This window comes from Massilia scottii (assembly GCF_030846495.1).
Lineage (GTDB): Bacteria > Pseudomonadota > Gammaproteobacteria > Burkholderiales > Burkholderiaceae_D > Telluria_A > Telluria_A violaceinigra.
In genome coordinates, this window is sequence record NZ_JAVCWM010000006.1 from 148,259 (window position 1) to 166,334 (window position 18,076).

Below are 18,076 nucleotides of genomic sequence, written 5' to 3' on the forward strand. Positions count from 1 at the left end.
CGCTGGCTGTTCCGAGTGCGATTCTAGCAGCGCGCCCTTGACCAACGCACAAAAAAGAAGCGCCCCGCGCCAAAAACCCGCATCGCATGGAAACGGGGAATGGTGCGGGGCGCTGGCCGCGCAAAGCGCCATGCCGGGTCAGGCCCGGCCCGGCCAGGCTAGGCCCGGCCGGCGCGCCGGCTGACAGGCTTACAGGTGCGGGGTGATCTTCGGCATCAGTTCGTCGAAGGTACGGCCGCTGCCGTTTTCGCCGATCGCGTGCATTTTCCACTCGCCGTTGTGACGGTACAGCTTGGCCATGATCTGGGCCGTGTGGTCGCCCTGCACGGACAAATTGAAGCGCGCCACTTCCTTCTGGTCGGCCCCGTTGATGATGCGGCAGTAGGCGTTTTCGACCTGCGAGAAATTCTGGCCCGTGAAGCTGTTTACGGTAAACACCAGCGACTTGACGCTGGCCGGGACCTGGGTCAGGTCGACCAGGATCTGCTCGTCGTCGCCGTCGCCGGCGCCGGTGCGGTTGTCGCCCGTGTGCACGATGCTGCCATCCTTGCTCTTGAGCTGGCGGAACCAGACCGCATCGATCGCCCGGTTGCTCTCGTCGAACAGCAGGCACGATGCGTCGAGGTCGACCGACTGGCTCTTGCCGCCGAAGCCGAACAAGCCCTTGGTCTTGATGGCATCCCATCCCAGACCCATGGTGATGCGGGTCAGGGTGCTGCCGGCTTCTTTATCCAGAGAAATTTTCTGGCCTTTTTGCAGATTGACTGACATGGTATGACTCCTTGTGTTTAGCGCGCGCTGCCTGCCGCCCAGGCTTGGAACGAGGCACGGTTGCGCGAACAAATATAAACTTTGCCATTGCCGGAGAAGCGTAGCACGATGCCCTCTCCGCTGGTCTGGCTGTTGATCAGATTGCCTAAAAAGCCGCCACTGTTGCCAGTCGTGATAGACGGCGTGTAGTGCAGGCTGCTGTCCCAGGCGACCACGTGCGAGTTGTCGATCGTGATGTCCTTGCCCTGCTCGACCACCAGCTCATTGAGGGCGCCGAAGCCGGACACGATCAGCTGGCCGGTGCCGCTGGTCTCGGTGACGAAAAAGCCGCCGCTGTCGGCGAACAGCGCATTGCCGAGGCTTTGCGTGCGCACCTTGAGCTCGACCTTGGCGCTGGCGGCGACAAAGGCGCCGTCGCTGAGCAGGTACTGGCGCTGGCCGACCTCGATGATCTGCATCGCGCCCGGCAGGGTCGGCGAGAGCAGGCAGTCGCCATCGCCGCGCACCGCTTCGATGTGCTGCTGGAAGAACGATTCGCCGTTGGCGAAGCGCCGCATCAGCGCGCTGCCGATGCCGCCCTGCATCTTGCCCTTGAGGTCGAGCGCGGCCTCCATCATGACCATCGCGCCCGATTCGCAGTAAATCGTCTCGCCGCGCGTCATGGACACGTGCAGGAAAGGGTCGATATCGCCTGTGACTGTAAAAACTGGCATGTGTGCTCCTTATTGGCGGCCCGCGCCGGCACTAGCGCGCGGGCCGCAAAACACCTTAAACGTTGACGCCGTAGCTCGTTGCGAGGGGGCCCAGGCCACCCTGGAAACCCTGGCCGATGGCGCGGAATTTCCAGTCCGCGCCAGCGCGGTAGACTTCGCCGAAGATCATGGCCGCTTCGGTCGAGCCGTCTTCCGACAGGTCGTAGCGGGCGATTTCGGCGTTGCCGGCGGCGTTGATGCAGCGGACGAACGCTTTCGACACCATACCGAAATTCTGGCGGCGTGTCTCGGCATCGTGAATCGTCACGGCCAGCACCACCTTGTCGATATCGGCCGGCACGTTGGCCAGGTCGATGGTGACGCTTTCATCGTCGCCGTCGCCGGCGCCGGTGGTGTTGTCGCCCGAGTGGGTGATCGAGCCGTCGGCCGATTTCAGGTTGTTGTAGAAGATGAAGTCGGCGTCGGAACGGACCTTGCCGCTGGCGGTCAGCAGGAAGACCGCGCCGTCCAGGTCGAACGCGCTGCCGTCGGTGGCGCGGGTGTCCCAGCCGAGGCCGACGATCATTTTCGTCAGGCCGGGGGCTTCTTTACTCAGGTTGACGTTACCGCCTTTTTGCAAGCTGACTGGCATTTTGATTCTCCAAAAGTTAGTAAGACAATGAACACCGGGTGAATGACGCGGCAAACTGGTGTTCCTCAGTCTGCCGCGTTTGTATTACGCTGGGCTGAGCAGGATGATTACGCCGCCAGCTCCAGTTTCTTGTGACGCACCGACGACCACAGCGAGGCAACGATGAAGGCCACACCGATCAGGCCGGTAAAGATTTCAGGCACATGGAACTTCATGCTTGCCAACATGATCAGCGCCAGGATACCGATCGCATAGTGTGCGCCATGCTCCAGGTAGACGAATTCGTCGAGCGTGCCCTTCTTGACCAGGAACACCGTCATCGAACGCACGAACATCGCGCCGATTGCCAGGCCCAGCATGATGATCACGACGTCGGTGGTGATCGCAAACGCGCCGATCACGCCGTCGAAGGAGAACGATGCATCGAGCACTTCCAGGTACAGGAAGCCACCGATACCGCCGCGCTTGACCATGTCGCCGACATTGCTGCCTTGGTCTTCGCTTTCCAGCAGGCTGCTGATCGTATCCACACCCACGTAAATCAAGATCCCCCACAGACCGGCCATCAGCACGACCATCTTTTGCGCTTCGGCGACCATCGTCATGCTGGCCATCAAGGTACCCAGGGCGATCATCACCGAGATCGAGCCGACTTTACCGAGCGAACCGAGCTTTTCTTCCAGGCTACCGAGCCAGTGCGTTTCTTTTTCATCGTCGAGCAGGAAGTTCAGGAATACCAGCAACAGGAACATACCGCCGAAGGCCGCCACTTCCGCATGGTGGGCGGTCAGGTGCGCCGAGTAGGCCTTGGGATCGGACAGCGCCAGGTTCCACACTTCGATGATGCCCAGGTCGGCAGCTTGCGCCACGATGACCAGCGGGAACAGCAAGCGCATACCGAACACGGCGATGATGATACCGACGCCGAGGAACAGCTTTTGCCAGTAATCGTCCCAGGTCTTGAGCACGGAGGCGTTCACGACCGCGTTATCGAACGACAGCGACACTTCCATGATGCCCAGGATGGCCGCCACGCCCAGCGCCGTGAACATGCCGCTCACCCCGTGGTTCTGGTAGCCCCACCATCCGGCTACCGCAAGGCAGACGAAGGTGACGAGGAATGAAATTCTGAAATGCTTCATAAGCGGGGTTTCCCTCTACTGTTATTTTGATGCATGCAGTGTATCCCTAAGCAACACTTTTAAAAATAGGAGATAATCTGACTATTACTTCTGAAAAACCGAAGCATGAAAAATACTGGAATGAATTTTCGCCACCTGTACTACTTCTGGGTGGTGGCCAAGGAAGGCGGCGTCACGCGCGCCGCCGAGCGCCTGGGACTGGCGATCCAGACCATCAGCACCCAGCTCACCCAGCTCGAGCAATCGATCGGCAAGGCCCTGTTCATGCAGCAGGGCCGCGGCCTGCAGCTGACCGAGGCCGGGCGCCTGGCGCTGGCCTATGCCGACCAGATCTTCCTGCTGGGCGAACAGTTGCAGGAAGCATTGGGCGAAGCCGACAGCGGACGCACCCGGCTCACCGTCGGCATTTCCGATTCCCTGCCCAAGCTGACCGCTTTCCGCCTGCTCGAGGCGACCCTGCACCTGGCCACGCCGGTGCGCCTGGTGTGCTACGAAGACCAGTTCGAGGCCCTGCTGGCCGACCTGGCCCTGCACAAGCTGGACGTGGTGCTGACCGACCGCGCGGTACGCTCGGGCACCACCCTGCGCGTATTTAGCCACATGCTGTTCGAGAGCGACACCATCGTGGTCGGCACGCCGGCCCTGGCCGGGGCCTACTCCGACGGCTTTCCGGGCAGCCTGAACGGCGCGCCATTCCTGCTGCCGACCCGCAACAACGCCTTGCGCGGACGCATCGACGAATGGTTCGAGCTGCACAATGTGCGCCCCGACGTGGTGGGCGAATTCGAGGACAACGCCTTGCTCAACACCTTCGGACGGCGCGGCGCCGGCCTGTTTTTCGCGCCGGCGGCCCTGGCCACCGACCTGGCCGACCAGTTCGGGGCGGTGCTGGCCGGCCACGTGCCGCAGGTGCGCGAGCACGTCTACGCCATCTCGAACGAACGTAAAATCAAGCATCCGGCGGTCGAAGCGATCCTCTCGGCCGTGCATCAGGGTGTGTTCAGCACGCCATGAACGGTACAATGTCCATCCCGGTCCCCTGTGGCCAAGCGAAAAACTAACACCACTCTCTATGCAAAATGCCTTACTGGTCCTGCTCGCCCTGTTCCTGGTCGTGCTCAATGGCTTTTTCGTGGCGGCCGAATTCGGCATCGTCACGCTCCGAAAAACCCGCGTGCGCGCCATCGCCAAGAGCCAGGGCCTGCGCGGGCGCCTGCTGGGCAAGGTCCACGGCCAGCTCGATGCCTACCTGTCGGCCTGCCAGCTGGGCATCACGCTCGCCTCGCTGGGCCTGGGCTGGGTGGGCGAACCGGCCTTTGCCAGCATCCTCGAACCCGTATTCGGCATGATCGGCATCGACTCCGAGAAAATTATCCATACGGTATCGTTCGTGGTCGCCTTCAGCGTGATTTCCTTCCTGCACATCGTGGTCGGTGAGCTGGCCCCGAAATCGCTGGCGATCCGCAATCCGGAAGTGGTCGGCCTGTGGACCGCGCCGGCGCTGTACGTGTTCTACTGGTCGATGTACCCCGCCATTTACGTGCTCAACGGCAGCGCCAACATGGTGCTGCGCCTGGCGGGCCTGTCCGGTCCGGGCGGGCATGACGCGCACTATTCCACCGATGAACTCAAGCTGATCCTGCGCACCAGCCAGCCCGGCGAAAAGTTCACCCGCGACGAGCGCCACATCCTGGCCCAGTCGCTCGACTTCAGCCAGCTGTCGGTGGCCGACCTGATGCGTCCGATCAATGAAGTCATCGCCCTGCACGCCAGCAAGTCGCTCGAAGACAATTTGCAGACCGTGGTGAGGAACCGTTTCAGCCGCTATCCCTACTTCGATGCCAATGGCGAAGACGTGCTCGGCGTGATTCACCTGAAGGATTTGTTTTTCGCCCAGCAAGCCGGGCGTCCGATCAAGGACCTGAACCAGTTCCTGCGCCCGGTCGAGACGATGTCGGCGCGCACCCCGGCGCAGCAAATGTTCCGCCGTTTCCGCGACGGTGCGCCGCACTTTGCGCTGATCGGTGAAAAGGGCAAGCGCCCGGTCGGCTTCATCACGCTCGACAACCTGCTCGGCGCCATGGTCGGGGAAATCCGTGACGAATTCCGCCTCAACGAAAACGATTGGCTGCGCCAGCCGGACGGCACCCTGATCGGCAAGGCCAGCCTGCCGATCTTCTCGCTCGAACGCATTCTCGGCATCGATATCGATAACGAGACCTTGGGACTGGATGAAGTGGAATCGGTGGGTGGTTTGCTGATGGTCAAGCTGGGCGACATTCCCAAGCAGGGCCAGCGGATCGAATTCCCGCACTTCGACATCGTGGTCAAGAAGATGAACGGTCCGCGCATCGTGCTCATCAAGGTGATCCCGCAGATCGAGCGCACCATCGACACCGACGAGCAGGACTAGGCACACTCCCGGAGGCAGGTCCGGGGTCGGATACGATCCCGGCTTCACTAATCAATGACGGCAATTGTGATTGTGCCGGCCGCGCCCGGTGTCAGGTCTGACACCGGATGGAATGGGATTCTGCCTAGACGGCGTTGACGACCGCCGGCTCGATGCCGGTCCATTCGCGCATCAGCGAGTAACCCACCGCCAGCAGGGTCGGGCCGATGAACAGGCCGACGAAACCGAAGGCCAGCACCCCGCCCAATACTCCGAGCAACACCAGCAGGAACGGCAGGCTGCTGCCGCGGCTGATCAGCATTGGCTTGACCACGTTGTCGACACCGCTGATGAGCACCAAGCCCCACACCACCATGAAGATGGCCCAGCCGGTCTGGCCCTGGTTGAACAGCCAGATCGCCGCCCCGCCCCAGATGATCGGCGGGCCCACCGGCACCAGCGACATCACAAAGGTGGCCACGGCCAGCAGCGGCACCGCCGGCACCCCGGCAATCACAAAGCCGATGGCGGCCACCAGGGCTTGCGCCAGCGCCGTTCCCAGCAAACCGTACATGACGCCGCGCACGGTCTGGCTGACGGTGCTGGCGATCCTCTGGGCGCGCTCGCCGATGATGCGGTCCATGGCCACGCCGATGGCGACGAGCAAAGTGTGGCCGTCGCGGTACAGGAAAAAGCTGACGAACGCGGCCAGGCTCATCTGCGCCACGCCGGCGCCGAGCACGATCCCGCCGCCCAGCAGGTAGTGGCGCGCCGGCTCCAGCAGGCGCTGGGCCAGTTCCATCATCTGTTCGCGGCTCGACACCAGGTTGCCCACATAGGTGTACAGCGTTTCGCCGACCAGCGGAATCTGGCGCAGCCAGGCCGGCGGCTCGACGTGGCCGGTGGCAACGGCGGTTTTGAGCTGCTCGTAAAAGCGCCCGATATCGTCGGCCAGGTTGTAGGCGACCAGCGCGATCGGCAGGATCACCAGGCAGGTCAAGGTCAACGTCAGGGTCAGCGCGGCCAGGGTACGGCGGCCGCGCATGCGCCCCAGCACGTACAGGTAGATCGGCCAGGAAGAGATGACGATGGCGGCGGCGAACAGGATCGCCGCCAGGAACGGCCGCAGCACGTACAGGCAGCCGATGGTGAGCAGCGCGATGGCGCCCATGTAGGCGTAATTCTTGCTGCCGCGTGCTTGGTCCATGGTCGCCCCGTCAGATAAGTAGGTGGATCAGTCGAGCAATTGTTTGATGTCGTGCACGATCGGGCCCGGGCCCTTGCCATGACGCACGAACAGGCGCACCTTGCCGTTGCGGTCGAACACATAGCTGGCCGCGGTGTGGTCCATCGAATAGCTGCCCTCGGCCTTGCCGTCGACCCTGGCGTAGAACACCTTGAATTCCTTGGCCACCTTGGCCGTGGCGTCGGCATCGCCATACAGGCCGAGGAAGCGCGGGTCGAACGCCGGCACGTACTGGGCCAGCAACTCCCTGGTGTCGCGCGCGGGGTCGATGGTGACGAACAGCACCTGCACCTGGTCGGCCTTGGGGCCGAGTTCCTTCATCACCGCCGCCATTTCGGCCATGGTGGTCGGGCACACGTCCGGACACTGGGTGAAGCCGAAAAACATCACCACCACCTTGCCCTTGAAGTCGGCCAGGGTGCGCGGCTTGCCGTTGTGATCGGTCAGCGCGAATTCGCGCGCGTACGGCAGGCCGGTCAGGTCGGTATTCTGGAAAGCGGGCGCCTTGGCGGCCGGTTTGTCGCACGCGGCCAGCAGCAGGCCCAGCGCGCACAGGGCGAGCAATTTTTTGATCATATTTTGACGTAGTGGTCGAGCAGCAAGGCGGCAAACAGCAGCGACAGGTAAATGATGGACCAGGTGAACGCCTTGCGCGCCACCTGGTCGGAATAGTGGCGGTACACCTGCCAGCCATGCCACAGGAACACGGCATTGAGCACCACGGCCGCGGCCAGGTAGATGTGTCCGCTCATGCGCACCGCGTACGGCAGCACCGTGGTGGCCGCCAGCGCGATCGAATACAGCCAGACGTGGAAACCGGTGAAATTCATGCCGTGCGTGACCGGCAGCATCGGCAGGCCCGAGCGCGCATAGTCGTCGCGCCGGTACATGGCCAGCGCCCAGAAGTGCGGCGGGGTCCACAGGAAAATGATCAGCACCAGCAGCCAGGCTTGCATCGGCACGTCGTTGGCCACCGCGGCCCAGCCGAGCGCCGGCGGCATGGCGCCCGACAGGCCGCCGATGACGATGTTTTGCGGCGTGGCCGGTTTCAGGATCATGGTGTAGATGACGGCGTAGCCGACAAAGGTCACGAAGGTGAGCCACATGGTCAGCGGGTTGACCATCGTGTACAGCACGACCATGCCGGCGCCGCCGATGATGGCCGAAAAGATCAGGGTCTGGGTCTTGGTCAGTTCGCCCATGGCGGTGGCGCGGCGCGCGGTGCGCGCCATGCGCGCATCGATCTCGGCTTCGACCAGGCAGTTGACGGCGAACGCGGCGCCGGCCAGCAGCCAGATGCCGACCGTGGCCGGCACCAGAATGCGCCAGTCGGGCATGCCTTCGGTGGCCAGCAGCATGCCGATCACGGCGCAGAACACGGCCAGCTGGGTGACTCTCGGTTTGGTCAGCGCCCAGTACTGGGCGGCGCGGTTGGCGGTTTTATGTGTTGCGGTCTGGGTTGTCATTGGTGGTGGCTTGCTTGCAGTACCGGGCCGGAGGGGTACTTGATCTTGTAGTTTAACATGGTCACCATCAGCACCAGCAGCGCGGCGCCGGCATTATGCAGCACGGCGATGGTCAGCGGGAAGTTCAGGTAGACGGTGGCGATGCCGGTCGCGGCCTGGACGGCGAGCACGATGGCGATCCCGCGCGCATGCCTGGCCACGCCCGGATGGGCGCGCGCGCGCCACGCCGCCAGGCCCAGCACGGCCAGCACGACGAAGGCGAAGTTGCGGTGCACCCAGTGGATCGCGGTCAGGGCGGAGAACGGCAGGTAGTGGCCGGCCGCGGTCTTGCCCAGCTCGCGCCACAGGGTAAAGCCGTGCTCGAAGTCCATCTCGGGCACCACTTTGCCGTTGCAAAGCGGGAAATCAAGGCAGGCCAGGGTCGCGTAGTTGGTGCTGACCCAGCCGCCCAGGGCGATCTGGATCGTCAGCACCACGGCGGCGGCCAGCGCCAGGCGGCCCAGCATGGTGGGCGCGCCGGAGGGTGTGGCAGCCGCCGGCGCGGTAAAGCGCCCATGCGCCAGCGCGGCGGCACGGTTCTGGCGCGCACCCAGCCACACCAGCATGGACAGCAATCCCATGCCCAGCAGCAGGTGGATGGTGACGATGACCGGCTGCAGCTTGAGCGTCACGGTCCAGGCGCCAAAGGCACCCTGGATCAGCACGAACACGAACAGCGTGGTCGGCAGGCCGGGCGCGAACTCGGTGCGGCGCGTCTTGCGCCACTGAACCCAGGCGGTTCCCATCAGCGCCACGATCAGCACGCCAATGCCCATCGCCAGGTAGCGGTGGATCATTTCGATCCAGGCCTTGACCACGGTCACGGGACCGGTCGGCATCAAGGTTTCGGCGGCGACGATCTCGGCATGCGCGAGGAAAGGATTGGCGGCGCCATAGCAGCCCGGCCAGTCCGGGCAGCCCAGGCCCGAATCGGTCAGGCGCGTGAAGGCGCCGAAGACGATCAGGTCGAACGTGAGGAACACCGTGACCCAGACCAGCTTGCGGTATTTGTTGGGGTCGGACGACATCCAGACCATCGCCAGCGGCAGGCAGGCCGCCAGCAGGCCGATCAACCCCAGTTGCACCATGGACGAGAGCTGCATCGCTTAACCGATCGCGGAAGCTTTGAGCAGCTTGTACATGTCCTTCTTCACCTTGGCCGGATCAGGCTGCTTTGGGAAGCGCATCATCAGGTGACCCATCGGGTCGATCAGGTACATGTGCTCGTCCACCTTGCCGCCCGCCTCGACCGGCAGCCAGGACGTCACCGCCGCGGCCGGCACGCGCAGCATGCGGGTGCCGTCGACCACGCGGATCAGCATGGTGTCGATCGGGGTCGCGTCCGTCACCAGCCAGACGCGCTCGATGCGCTCCATTTCCTTGCCCTGCATCAGGCGCAGCTGGCGCATCGCGACCAGCTGGTCGCGGCAGGCTTGCGGGCACTCGCCCGGGCCGACCTGCAGCATGATCCATTTACCTTTCCAGGCGTCGAGCGCGATCGGCTTGCCGTCGAGCGTGGTGATGCCCATCGCCGGCGGGATCGGGTACTTTTGCGGCTCGATCAGGGTCCCGTAGTTGGTGCGCCCGGTCGGCTTGATCACGTAATAGGTCAGGTAGGAAAACAGCATCGGCGCCGCGCACACGAAGACCACGGCCAGCAGTTTCCAGCGGCCGCTCCATTGACTTGCTTTAGTCGTTTTGTTTTGTTCCACGTTGAAATCCTGTAATCACGAAAAAGAGCAGCGCCATGACTGCCAGCGCATACCATTGAAATGCATAACCCTGGTGTTTTTCCACGTTCAGGGAGGGGGCCGGCCAGTTGCGCACCAGCTTGTCGCCGGCCGGGGCCGGGCCGCTTTGCTCGATAAAGAAGGGCTGCACCGCCAGCTTGCTCGCTTGCGCAAACTCGGCCGGCGTCAGGTTTTGCAGGATGGCCTTGGGCGCGACCGGCGCCGCCGTTCCGAGCTGCATCACCTTGCCCATGCCAGCGCGCGCCAGGCCCGTGACGGTCACCGTGCCGGCCGGCGTATCGAACTCCGGCAGGCGGTCGTACTGGCCGGTGTAGCGCGGCAGCCAGCCGCGCGCCACCAGCACATGCATATCGCTGCCCTCGATGCGCAGCGGCATCAGCAGGTAAAAGCCGGCCTTGCCTTCCTGCGGACGGTTATTCAGGAACAGCGGCCAGTCGCGCACGAAGGTGCCGGTGACGGTGACCGGGCGCAGCTCGACCTGGGCGGGCGTGAGCGCGGCCGCGCCGAGCACCAGCGGGGCGGCGCCGGCGCGCGCCGTGATCGTCTGCTGCAGGCCGATTTTCTCGGCGGCGCGCCCATCCTGCCAGCGCCCCAGGGCGATGCCGAGCGCCACCAGCAGCATCGTGGCCACGAAGGGGATCGCCCGAAACCGGAAGCGGATACGCATTACAATGGTGCCTTACTCAAAAAATTCGAGCTCATTATGAAAATCCTCGTCGCTATTGCCTTCATGCTCATCATCGGAAGCCTGGGCTCGGCCCTGTTCTTCCTGATGCGCGACAAGGGCAAGAGCAACCGCACGGTGCACGCGCTGGCGATGCGCGTCGGCCTCTCGGTCACCCTGTTCCTGTTGCTGCTGGGCAGCTACAAGATGGGCTGGATCGCGCCGACCGGCATTCGCTGATACTGAGCGACCCTCAGCCCGTCAAGGTTATTCCCAACCGCAAAAAACCGGGGACAGGCCACCGCTTGGTGGACTGTCCCCGGTTTTTCTTGTTCTAAACCTGCCGGAGGGCGCACCCTCCGCTGCATGCCGCCATTTACAGCCAGTAGACGACGACGTACAGACCGAGCCAGACGACGTCGACAAAGTGCCAGTACCAGGCGGCGCCTTCGAAGCCGAAGTGGTTCTCGGCGGTGAAGTGGCCCTTCATGACGCGGTACAGGATCACCGACAGCATGATCGCGCCGAGCGTCACGTGGAAACCGTGGAAACCGGTCAGCAGGTAAAAGATCGAACCGTAGATGCCCGAGGTCAGTTTCAGGTTCAGGTCCTGGTAAGCGTGCATGTACTCGTAGGCCTGGAAGCCCATGAAGACGAAGCCGAGCACGATGGTAGCGGCGAGCCATACCGCGGTCTTGGCGCGGTGGCCGGCGCGCAGGGCGTGGTGCGAAATGGTCAGGGTCACGCCCGACAGCAGCAGCAGCGCGGTATTGATGGTCGGGATCGGGAACGGACCCATGGTCGTGAAGCTGTCGATGGTGCCGGCCGGGCTGGCGCCGCCCCACTGGGCCGCGAAATCAGGCCAGATGATCTTGTGATCGAGGTCGCCCAGCCACGGCGTGGTGATGGTGCGCGCATAGAACAGGGCGCCGAAGAAGGCGCCGAAGAACATGATTTCGGAGAAGATGAACCAGCTCATCGACCAGCGGAACGACAGATCGATGCGCTTGCCGTACTGGCCCGCTTCGGATTCGCCGATGGCGTCGCCGAACCAGAAGTACATGACCAGCAAGGTGGCCAGGATGCCGGCAATATTGACCACCGGGCCCCACGATACGTCATTGACCCAGGCCGAAGCGCCGATCATCGTGACGAGCAGCGACAAGCCGGCGGCCATCGGCCATTTGGACGGGCCCGGCACAAAATAATACGGTGCGGCGGCGTGTGGTGAACTCATCTTCATCTCCTAAATCAAACTGTATGCGGTGAATTTATTGCTAATTTGTAAAAACTTAATCGGGCGGCTGATTTTACGACACGGCAAATTTCACCAATGCCACCAGCACGCCAATGAACAACATCACCCCAATCAATCCGGCAATTACCACATGCACCGGATTCAGGCTGGCCGAATCTTTTTCGTAATCGCTGCGCTTGCGGATGCCCAGGAAAGACCAGAACACCGCTTTCATCGTGGCGCCGAAAGACGCCTTGGCGCCGGTCGTGCTTTCTTCGCCTTGCTTCACATCCGTCATGGCGGCCCTTACTTTGCTGCCTGGGTACCGGCAATCTCGAAAAACGTGTACGACAAGGTCATCGTCTTCACGTTGCGCGGCAGGGCCGGATCGATGTAGAACACCACCGGCATCTGCTTCGCTTCATTCGCCTTCAAGGTCTGCTGCTTGAAGCAGAAGCACTCGACTTTTTTAAAGTGCTGCATCACCAGTTGCGGCGCGAAGCTGGGAATCGCCTGCGCCTGCACGGTCCGGTTTTGCGTATTGACCACCTCGTACAGCACGGTGGTCAGTTCACCCGGATGGACTTCGATCGAGCTCGTGGTCGGGCGGAAACGCCACGGACCCTGCGAATTGCCATCGAACTCGATCGTGATCTTGCGCGAGGTGTCGATCTGGGTATTCTTGTCGTACGTTACCGTGCCATCGGACTGGGTCAGTACGTTGATTCCCAGCATTTCGCACAAGTGCTTGTACACGGGAATCAGGGCGTAGCCGAAACCGAACATGATGACCGCCACGACCAGCAGCTTGCCGAGCATGGTGCGATTGAGCTTGAGCTTTCCGGATTCTTCAGTTGCCACGTCAGCTCACAGCCAAATACGTTTGATAAATACCATGGCAAAGAAAAACGCCGCCAGCACGGCCAGAATCAGGCCGGTTCTTGCATTGTTCGGTTTTTTTGGATCGGACATGGCGTATCACTTACAAGTTCAGTGGCGCGGGCAACAACTCGCTGCCCGCGCCGCTGTATTACTTTACCGTTACTTTACCGTCGGCGGTGTTTCGAAGGTGTGGAACGGGGCCGGGCTCGGCACGGTCCACTCCAGGCCTTCAGCGCCATCCCATGGCTTGTCGGCCGCTTTGGCGCCGCCACGGATGGTCGGCAGGATCACGCAGAACAGGAAGTACACCTGCGACAGGCCGAAACCGAACGCGCCGATGGTGGCGATCGTGTTGAAGTCGGTGAACTGCGCCGGGTAATCCGCATAGCGGCGCGGCATCCCCGCCAGGCCCAGGAAGTGCATCGGGAAGAAGGTGATGTTAAACGTGATCAGCGACAGCCAGAAGTGCATCTTGCCGCGGAATTCGCTGTACATGTGGCCAGTCCACTTCGGCGACCAGTAGTAGAAACCGGCGAACAGGGCGAACAGGGAACCGGCGACCAGCACGTAGTGGAAGTGCGCCACGACGTAGTAGGTATCCTGCAGCTGGATGTCGATCGGGGTCACGGCCAGGATCAGGCCGGTGAAGCCACCCATGGTGAACACGAAGATGAAGCCGACCGAGAACAGCATCGGGGTCTCGAAGGTCATCGAACCCTTCCACATCGTGGCGATCCAGTTGAATACCTTAACGCCGGTCGGCACCGCGATCAGCATGGTTGCATACATGAAGAACAGCTGGCTGGTCACTGGCATGCCGGTGGTGAACATGTGGTGAGCCCAGACGATGAACGACAGAATCGCGATCGAGGCGGTCGCGTAGACCATCGAGGCATAGCCGAACAGTGGCTTGCGGGCAAACGCCGGCAGGATCTGCGAGACGATACCGAACGCAGGCAGAATCATGATGTACACCTCGGGGTGACCGAAGAACCAGAAGATGTGCTGGTACATGACCGGGTCGCCGCCGCCGGCGGCGTTAAAGAACGAGGTGCCGAAGTGACGGTCGGTCAGGGTCATGGTGATCGCGCCAGCCAGAACCGGCATCACGGCGATCAGCAGGTAGGCGGTGATCAGCCAGGTCCAGCAGAACATCGGCATTTTCATCAGGGTCATGCCGGGAGCGCGCATGTTCAGGATGGTGACGATGATGTTGATCGAACCCATGATCGACGACGCGCCCATCAGGTGCATCGCGAAAATCGCCATGTCCATGCCGGGTCCCATCTGGGTCGACAGCGGCGCGTACAGGGTCCAGCCGGCAGCGGTTGCGCCGCCAGGCACCAGGAACGAGGTCGCCAGCAGGATGGCCGCGGGCGGCAGCAGCCAGAACGAGAAGTTGTTCATCCGTGCGAACGCCATGTCGGAAGCGCCCACTTGCAGCGGGATCATCCAGTTGGCGAAACCGACGAAGGCCGGCATGATCGCGCCGAACACCATCACCAGGCCGTGCATCGTGGTCAGCTGGTTGAAGAACTCGGGCTGGAAGAATTGCAGGCCCGGTTTGAACAGTTCGGTACGGATCATCAGCGCCAGCACGCCGCCGGACAGCAACATGATGAGCGAGAACCACAGGTACAGGGTACCGATATCCTTGTGATTGGTGGCGAACAGCCAGCGGGTCATGCCCGTCGGATGATCGTGGCTATGATCGTGGTCATGGCCGTGTGCGTGATCTAGTGTGCTTGTGCTCATGAGTTACTCCCGATTACTTGTTACGTGCAGCCAGGACTTCGGCTGGTTGAACGATATTTTCCGTTGCCTTGTTCGACCAGTTGTTGCGGGTGTAGGTAATCACCGCAGCAATATCAGAATCCGACAATTGTTTCCAGCCTGGCATTTCGGTCGGGTACTTGCCCGACTTCTGGCCGTGCAGCAGCACATTGATCTGTTCCGCTTTCGCGCCCAGCACGATCGGCGAAGCGTCGAGCGCGGCGAACGCGTTCGGCACACCCTTGCCGTTGGCCTGGTGGCAGACCACGCAATTGGTGGTGTAGACTTTTTCGCCTTTGACCTTCAGTTCGTCGATGGTCCACACTTTCGATGGATCGTCGGCCAGGGCAGCCATTTTCTTCTTCTCGCCTTCGACCCACTTGGTGTAGTCGGCGTCGGAGACGACATTGACCACGATCGGCATGAAGGCGTGTTCTTTACCGCACAGCTCGGCGCACTGGCCGCGGTAGACACCGATCTGCTCGGCCTTGAACCAGGTATCGCGCACGAAACCGGGAATCGCATCCTGCTTGACGCCGAAGGCCGGGATCATCCAGGCGTGGATGACGTCGTTGGCGGTCAGGACGATGCGGATCTTCTTGTTGACCGGCACGTAGATTTCATTGTCGACTTCCATCAGGTAGTTGACGCCGCGCGCTTCGGTCGGCTCCACGCCGGGCGAACCGACTTGCGAACGCGGGGTCGACAGGCTCGACAGGAAGGAAATGCCTTCGCCCTCGCCCTTCAGGTAGTCGTAGCCCCATTTCCACTGCATGCCGGTGGCCTTGATGGTGATGTCGGCGTTGGAGGTATCTTTCATCGCCACCACGGTCTTGGTCGCCGGCAGCGCCATCACGATCACGATCAGGAAAGGGACGACGGTCCAGGCGATCTCGACAGCGGTCGATTCGTGGAAGGTGGCCGGCTTGTGGCCCAGCGAACGGCGGTGCTTGAAGACCGAATAGAACATCACGCCGAACACCGCGACGAAGATCACCATACAGACGATCATCATCCAGGTGTGCAGGTCGTTGATTTCCGACGCAATCTTCGTCACTGGCATTTGCAGGTTCAGCTGGTAATCCACCGGACGTCCCTCCACCGGTGCGGCCAGCGCTGGGATGCTGGCCGAAATTGCCAGACCGAACATCAAGGCCTGAAGTCGCTTTGCATATGTCATGTTTTCCCCAACCACCCAAAAATAAAAATATTTTTTCTACGCCGAGCATCCTGAGCGGATGACGGCGCTCCGAAACCATCGCACAAAAAGGGCCCATATCGTCCCGGCGCGCTCACGGCACGGCGGACCCGACTGGAACCCTGACATCGGCCATAGGTGAACAAAGCACACTGATGAACGCTGACTTGCTATCGCTTTCGACTGCTGCACCGCTGAACCAGCACCGCGATTTACGGCCTTGAACAACACAGTCGACAAAATTAGTCGTTGATTATACTCAAGGATACCCACCCTCATCAAGGGAAAATCCTGCCGAAACGGGTCAGCCGTCGCCTGTTTGCCCCGCTTTGACGGCCCTTTTGTACCATGTCTGGTACAAGTGGCAGGCCCGCACCTAAAACGCTTGACGAACCATCAGCGCCCCTTGCGCGGCTCGAACCGGATGATCGCCTCGCCGGCGGCCGTCACGCGCGGCGCCGGACGGAAGGCGTGGCCGTAGATCACCTCGAATGTCAAGCCCAGTTTGCCGTCGGCGCGGCGCTGCCGCTCCAGCGCCGCCAGCATGCGCTGCCAGGCCGCGCGTCCGAACAGGCCGCGCCGGCGCGTGGCGAGCGGATTGCCGCCCAGCGCGCGGGCGTCGGCCAAGAGGGCGGCGGCCGTGTCGTAGGTGACCGTGATGACTTCCATGTCCATGACCGGGGTGGAAAACCCGGCCTCCACCAGCTGGTCGCCGAAGTCGTGCATGTCGACGAAAGGCAGCACGTGCGGGGTGGGGCCGGTCCCGGCATCGGCCTCGGCAAAGGCCGTGCGCAGCTCGCACAGGGTATCCGGGCCAAAATTGGAAAACATCAGCAAGCCATCCTGGCGCAGCACCCGGCGCCATTCCGCGAACACGCGGTCGGGCTGGGGATGCCAGTGCAAGGCCAGGTTGGACCACACCAGGTCGACCGAATTCGGTCCGAACGGCAAACTGCCGAAATCGCCGCACAGCAAATCGACCCCGGCCTTGCCCGGCAACAGCCGGCTGAGCATCTGGTTGAGCGATTTGAGGGCCGAGGCCGGCGTTTTGGCCGCCTCGATCATGGCGGCGGCCGCGTCGAGGCCGACGATGTGGGCGGCGGGATAATCTTTTTGCAACAACGCCAGGTCGGCGCCGCTGCCGCAGCCGGCGTCGAGCACGCGCTTGGGCGCCACCTTGACCAGCATCAGGCGCTCATGCATGCGGGCGGCGATCTCGCGCCGCAGGAAATCGGAGCGTTCCACGCGCTGCGGACGCGAGAACAGGGTACGCACGCGCGCCAGGTCGATCGGCGCGCTCAGGGTATCGGGGGTAGCCATGGAGGGTGAAATGAGCTGAGATGAGATAATGCCGGCAGTGTACCCGTTTGCCGTATTCCCGTTTGCCGTATTCCCGTTTGCCGCATTCCCATTTTGAAAGGGCAGTCCGATGAGCGCGTGGCCGCAGCGCGACACCATGGCAGGCATGCTGCGCACGCTGCTGCCCTCCTCCTGCGCCCTGTGCGGGGGCGGCGCCGACGCCCCTGTGTGTGCGCCCTGCGCGCGCCAGTTCGTGGCCGCCGGCGCGGCGCGCTGCCGCTGCTGCGCCAATCCGCTCGGCGCCGCCGACGCCGGTCTGGCCTGCGGCGCCTGCCTGGCCGATGCGCCGGCCTACGACGCCACCGTGGCCGCCAGCGACTACGCCAGTCCGCTCGACCAGCTGGTACTGCGGCTCAAGTTCGGCGGCGCCCTCGCGCTGGCGCCCTGGTGCGCGGGCACGCTGCACAGGGCGGTGCTGGCCGCACCCGGCTTCGCGCTGCCCGAGCTTCTGTGTGCGGTGCCGCTGGGCCCGGCGCGGCTGAGCGAGCGCGGCTACAACCAGGCGCTCGAAATTGCCCGGCCGCTATCGGCGCTGCTGGGCATCCCCCTGCAGCCGCGGCTGACGCTGCGCCGGCTCGACACGCCGGCGCAATCGGGCGCGACGGCGCAGGAGCGCAAGAACAATATGCGCCATGCATTTCTGGTGGCGCCGGACATGCTGGCGCACGTGCGCGGGCGCCACATCGGCGTGGTCGACGACGTCATGACCAGCGGACACACACTGAATGCGCTGGCGGCCACGCTCAAGCGCTTCGGCGCCGCGCGCGTGAGCAATCTGGTGTTTGCGCGCACGCCGCCGCACTGACTTTACA

Annotated in this window: 21 protein-coding genes; 4 read left to right on the forward strand and 17 right to left on the reverse strand. The window is 62.8% G+C overall.

What is annotated here, in order from left to right:
* Window positions 1-189: 189 nt before the first annotated feature.
* From RBA41_RS10135 to RBA41_RS10150, 4 genes are all read right to left on the reverse strand, one after another.
* Window positions 190-771 carry a TerD family protein gene (locus RBA41_RS10135; RefSeq protein ID WP_306623506.1) on the reverse strand — a complete coding sequence of 194 codons (582 nt, stop codon included), beginning with the start codon at window positions 769-771 and terminating at the stop codon, window positions 190-192.
* Between the two features lie 17 nt (window positions 772-788).
* Entirely contained in the window at window positions 789-1,484 is a 696-nt protein-coding gene (locus RBA41_RS10140) for a TIGR00266 family protein (RefSeq protein WP_306623507.1), read from the reverse strand.
* 55 nt (window positions 1,485-1,539) lie between these two features.
* Window positions 1,540-2,115 (reverse strand): TerD family protein, encoded by a 576-nt coding sequence (locus RBA41_RS10145; RefSeq protein ID WP_306623508.1) that lies wholly within the window; start codon window positions 2,113-2,115, stop codon window positions 1,540-1,542.
* A gap of 107 nt (window positions 2,116-2,222) precedes the next feature.
* Window positions 2,223-3,257, reverse strand: a complete 1,035-nt coding sequence (locus tag RBA41_RS10150) for a DUF475 domain-containing protein (RefSeq protein WP_306623509.1) — start codon at window positions 3,255-3,257, stop codon at window positions 2,223-2,225.
* A 105-nt stretch (window positions 3,258-3,362) separates the two neighbouring features.
* Here RBA41_RS10150 and RBA41_RS10155 point away from each other — a divergent pair, with 105 nt between their 5' ends.
* Window positions 3,363-4,271, forward strand: a complete 909-nt coding sequence (locus RBA41_RS10155; RefSeq protein ID WP_306623510.1) for a LysR family transcriptional regulator — start codon at window positions 3,363-3,365, stop codon at window positions 4,269-4,271.
* A 58-nt stretch (window positions 4,272-4,329) separates the two neighbouring features.
* A complete protein-coding gene (locus RBA41_RS10160; RefSeq protein ID WP_306623511.1) occupies window positions 4,330-5,670 on the forward strand; it encodes a hemolysin family protein in 1,341 nt (446 codons plus the stop codon).
* A gap of 124 nt (window positions 5,671-5,794) precedes the next feature.
* Here RBA41_RS10160 and RBA41_RS10165 read toward each other — a convergent pair whose 3' ends face one another.
* The 6 genes from RBA41_RS10165 to RBA41_RS10190 are packed head-to-tail and all read right to left on the reverse strand — an operon-like array spanning window position 5,795 to window position 10,818.
* The gene (locus tag RBA41_RS10165; RefSeq protein ID WP_306623512.1) at window positions 5,795-6,856 is read right to left on the reverse strand and encodes an AI-2E family transporter; all 1,062 of its coding nucleotides are present in this window, start codon (window positions 6,854-6,856) and stop codon (window positions 5,795-5,797) included.
* 27 nt (window positions 6,857-6,883) lie between these two features.
* Window positions 6,884-7,471 (reverse strand): SCO family protein, encoded by a 588-nt coding sequence (locus RBA41_RS10170; RefSeq protein WP_306623513.1) that lies wholly within the window; start codon window positions 7,469-7,471, stop codon window positions 6,884-6,886.
* Window positions 7,468-8,361, reverse strand: coding sequence for a heme o synthase (gene cyoE / locus RBA41_RS10175; RefSeq protein ID WP_306623514.1), 894 nt, complete (start codon window positions 8,359-8,361; stop codon window positions 7,468-7,470). The genes RBA41_RS10170 and cyoE overlap by 4 nt, the downstream gene beginning before the upstream one ends.
* Window positions 8,358-9,503, reverse strand: coding sequence for a COX15/CtaA family protein (locus RBA41_RS10180; RefSeq protein ID WP_306623515.1), 1,146 nt, complete (start codon window positions 9,501-9,503; stop codon window positions 8,358-8,360). Before RBA41_RS10180 ends, cyoE begins: the two co-directional genes overlap by 4 nt.
* Before the next feature lie 3 nt (window positions 9,504-9,506).
* On the reverse strand, window positions 9,507-10,112 hold the full coding sequence (locus tag RBA41_RS10185; RefSeq protein ID WP_374709523.1) for an SCO family protein: 606 nt from the start codon (window positions 10,110-10,112) through the stop codon (window positions 9,507-9,509).
* A complete protein-coding gene (locus RBA41_RS10190) occupies window positions 10,090-10,818 on the reverse strand; it encodes an SURF1 family protein (protein ID WP_306623516.1) in 729 nt (242 codons plus the stop codon). The genes RBA41_RS10185 and RBA41_RS10190 overlap by 23 nt, the downstream gene beginning before the upstream one ends.
* A gap of 36 nt (window positions 10,819-10,854) precedes the next feature.
* On the opposite strand from RBA41_RS10190, the gene RBA41_RS10195 reads away from it, so the two are divergent.
* Window positions 10,855-11,055 carry a twin transmembrane helix small protein gene (locus tag RBA41_RS10195; protein WP_306623517.1) on the forward strand — a complete coding sequence of 67 codons (201 nt, stop codon included), beginning with the start codon at window positions 10,855-10,857 and terminating at the stop codon, window positions 11,053-11,055.
* A gap of 136 nt (window positions 11,056-11,191) precedes the next feature.
* Here the strand turns inward: RBA41_RS10195 and RBA41_RS10200 are convergent, their stop codons facing one another.
* From RBA41_RS10200 to RBA41_RS10230, 7 genes are all read right to left on the reverse strand, one after another.
* Complete coding sequence (locus RBA41_RS10200) at window positions 11,192-12,052, reverse strand: cytochrome c oxidase subunit 3 (protein WP_306623519.1); 861 nt, start codon at window positions 12,050-12,052, stop codon at window positions 11,192-11,194.
* Window positions 12,053-12,125: 73 nt separating this feature from the next.
* Window positions 12,126-12,350: a DUF2970 domain-containing protein gene (locus RBA41_RS10205; RefSeq protein WP_306623521.1), complete on the reverse strand. Its 225-nt coding sequence runs from the start codon at window positions 12,348-12,350 to the stop codon at window positions 12,126-12,128.
* An 8-nt stretch (window positions 12,351-12,358) separates the two neighbouring features.
* Complete coding sequence (locus tag RBA41_RS10210; RefSeq protein ID WP_306623523.1) at window positions 12,359-12,913, reverse strand: cytochrome c oxidase assembly protein; 555 nt, start codon at window positions 12,911-12,913, stop codon at window positions 12,359-12,361.
* A 6-nt stretch (window positions 12,914-12,919) separates the two neighbouring features.
* Window positions 12,920-13,024, reverse strand: coding sequence for a cytochrome oxidase small assembly protein (locus RBA41_RS10215; protein WP_229413311.1), 105 nt, complete (start codon window positions 13,022-13,024; stop codon window positions 12,920-12,922).
* Between the two features lie 69 nt (window positions 13,025-13,093).
* A complete protein-coding gene (gene ctaD / locus RBA41_RS10220) occupies window positions 13,094-14,689 on the reverse strand; it encodes a cytochrome c oxidase subunit I (protein WP_099874403.1) in 1,596 nt (531 codons plus the stop codon).
* A gap of 13 nt (window positions 14,690-14,702) precedes the next feature.
* The gene (coxB, locus tag RBA41_RS10225; protein WP_445352070.1) at window positions 14,703-15,887 is read right to left on the reverse strand and encodes a cytochrome c oxidase subunit II; all 1,185 of its coding nucleotides are present in this window, start codon (window positions 15,885-15,887) and stop codon (window positions 14,703-14,705) included.
* Between the two features lie 414 nt (window positions 15,888-16,301).
* Window positions 16,302-17,225, reverse strand: a complete 924-nt coding sequence (locus RBA41_RS10230; protein ID WP_306623526.1) for a methyltransferase domain-containing protein — start codon at window positions 17,223-17,225, stop codon at window positions 16,302-16,304.
* A gap of 109 nt (window positions 17,226-17,334) precedes the next feature.
* On the opposite strand from RBA41_RS10230, the gene RBA41_RS10235 reads away from it, so the two are divergent.
* Window positions 17,335-18,069 (forward strand): ComF family protein, encoded by a 735-nt coding sequence (locus RBA41_RS10235; RefSeq protein ID WP_306623528.1) that lies wholly within the window; start codon window positions 17,335-17,337, stop codon window positions 18,067-18,069.
* Window positions 18,070-18,076: the final 7 nt, after the last annotated feature.

Coding starts and splice junctions, on each gene's coding strand:
- RBA41_RS10135 (WP_306623506.1), bottom strand. CDS start 771: ATGTCAGTCAATCTGCAAAAAGGCCAGAAAATTTCTCTGGATAAAGAA.
- RBA41_RS10140 (WP_306623507.1), bottom strand. CDS start 1,484: ATGCCAGTTTTTACAGTCACAGGCGATATCGACCCTTTCCTGCACGTG.
- RBA41_RS10145 (WP_306623508.1), bottom strand. CDS start 2,115: ATGCCAGTCAGCTTGCAAAAAGGCGGTAACGTCAACCTGAGTAAAGAA.
- RBA41_RS10150 (WP_306623509.1), bottom strand. CDS start 3,257: ATGAAGCATTTCAGAATTTCATTCCTCGTCACCTTCGTCTGCCTTGCG.
- RBA41_RS10155 (WP_306623510.1), top strand. CDS start 3,363: ATGAAAAATACTGGAATGAATTTTCGCCACCTGTACTACTTCTGGGTG.
- RBA41_RS10160 (WP_306623511.1), top strand. CDS start 4,330: ATGCAAAATGCCTTACTGGTCCTGCTCGCCCTGTTCCTGGTCGTGCTC.
- RBA41_RS10165 (WP_306623512.1), bottom strand. CDS start 6,856: ATGGACCAAGCACGCGGCAGCAAGAATTACGCCTACATGGGCGCCATC.
- RBA41_RS10170 (WP_306623513.1), bottom strand. CDS start 7,471: ATGATCAAAAAATTGCTCGCCCTGTGCGCGCTGGGCCTGCTGCTGGCC.
- cyoE (WP_306623514.1), bottom strand. CDS start 8,361: ATGACAACCCAGACCGCAACACATAAAACCGCCAACCGCGCCGCCCAG.
- RBA41_RS10180 (WP_306623515.1), bottom strand. CDS start 9,503: ATGCAGCTCTCGTCCATGGTGCAACTGGGGTTGATCGGCCTGCTGGCG.
- RBA41_RS10190 (WP_306623516.1), bottom strand. CDS start 10,818: ATGCGTATCCGCTTCCGGTTTCGGGCGATCCCCTTCGTGGCCACGATG.
- RBA41_RS10195 (WP_306623517.1), top strand. CDS start 10,855: ATGAAAATCCTCGTCGCTATTGCCTTCATGCTCATCATCGGAAGCCTG.
- RBA41_RS10200 (WP_306623519.1), bottom strand. CDS start 12,052: ATGAGTTCACCACACGCCGCCGCACCGTATTATTTTGTGCCGGGCCCG.
- RBA41_RS10205 (WP_306623521.1), bottom strand. CDS start 12,350: ATGACGGATGTGAAGCAAGGCGAAGAAAGCACGACCGGCGCCAAGGCG.
- RBA41_RS10215 (WP_229413311.1), bottom strand. CDS start 13,024: ATGTCCGATCCAAAAAAACCGAACAATGCAAGAACCGGCCTGATTCTG.
- ctaD (WP_099874403.1), bottom strand. CDS start 14,689: ATGAGCACAAGCACACTAGATCACGCACACGGCCATGACCACGATCAT.
- coxB (WP_445352070.1), bottom strand. CDS start 15,887: ATGACATATGCAAAGCGACTTCAGGCCTTGATGTTCGGTCTGGCAATT.
- RBA41_RS10230 (WP_306623526.1), bottom strand. CDS start 17,225: ATGGCTACCCCCGATACCCTGAGCGCGCCGATCGACCTGGCGCGCGTG.
- RBA41_RS10235 (WP_306623528.1), top strand. CDS start 17,335: ATGAGCGCGTGGCCGCAGCGCGACACCATGGCAGGCATGCTGCGCACG.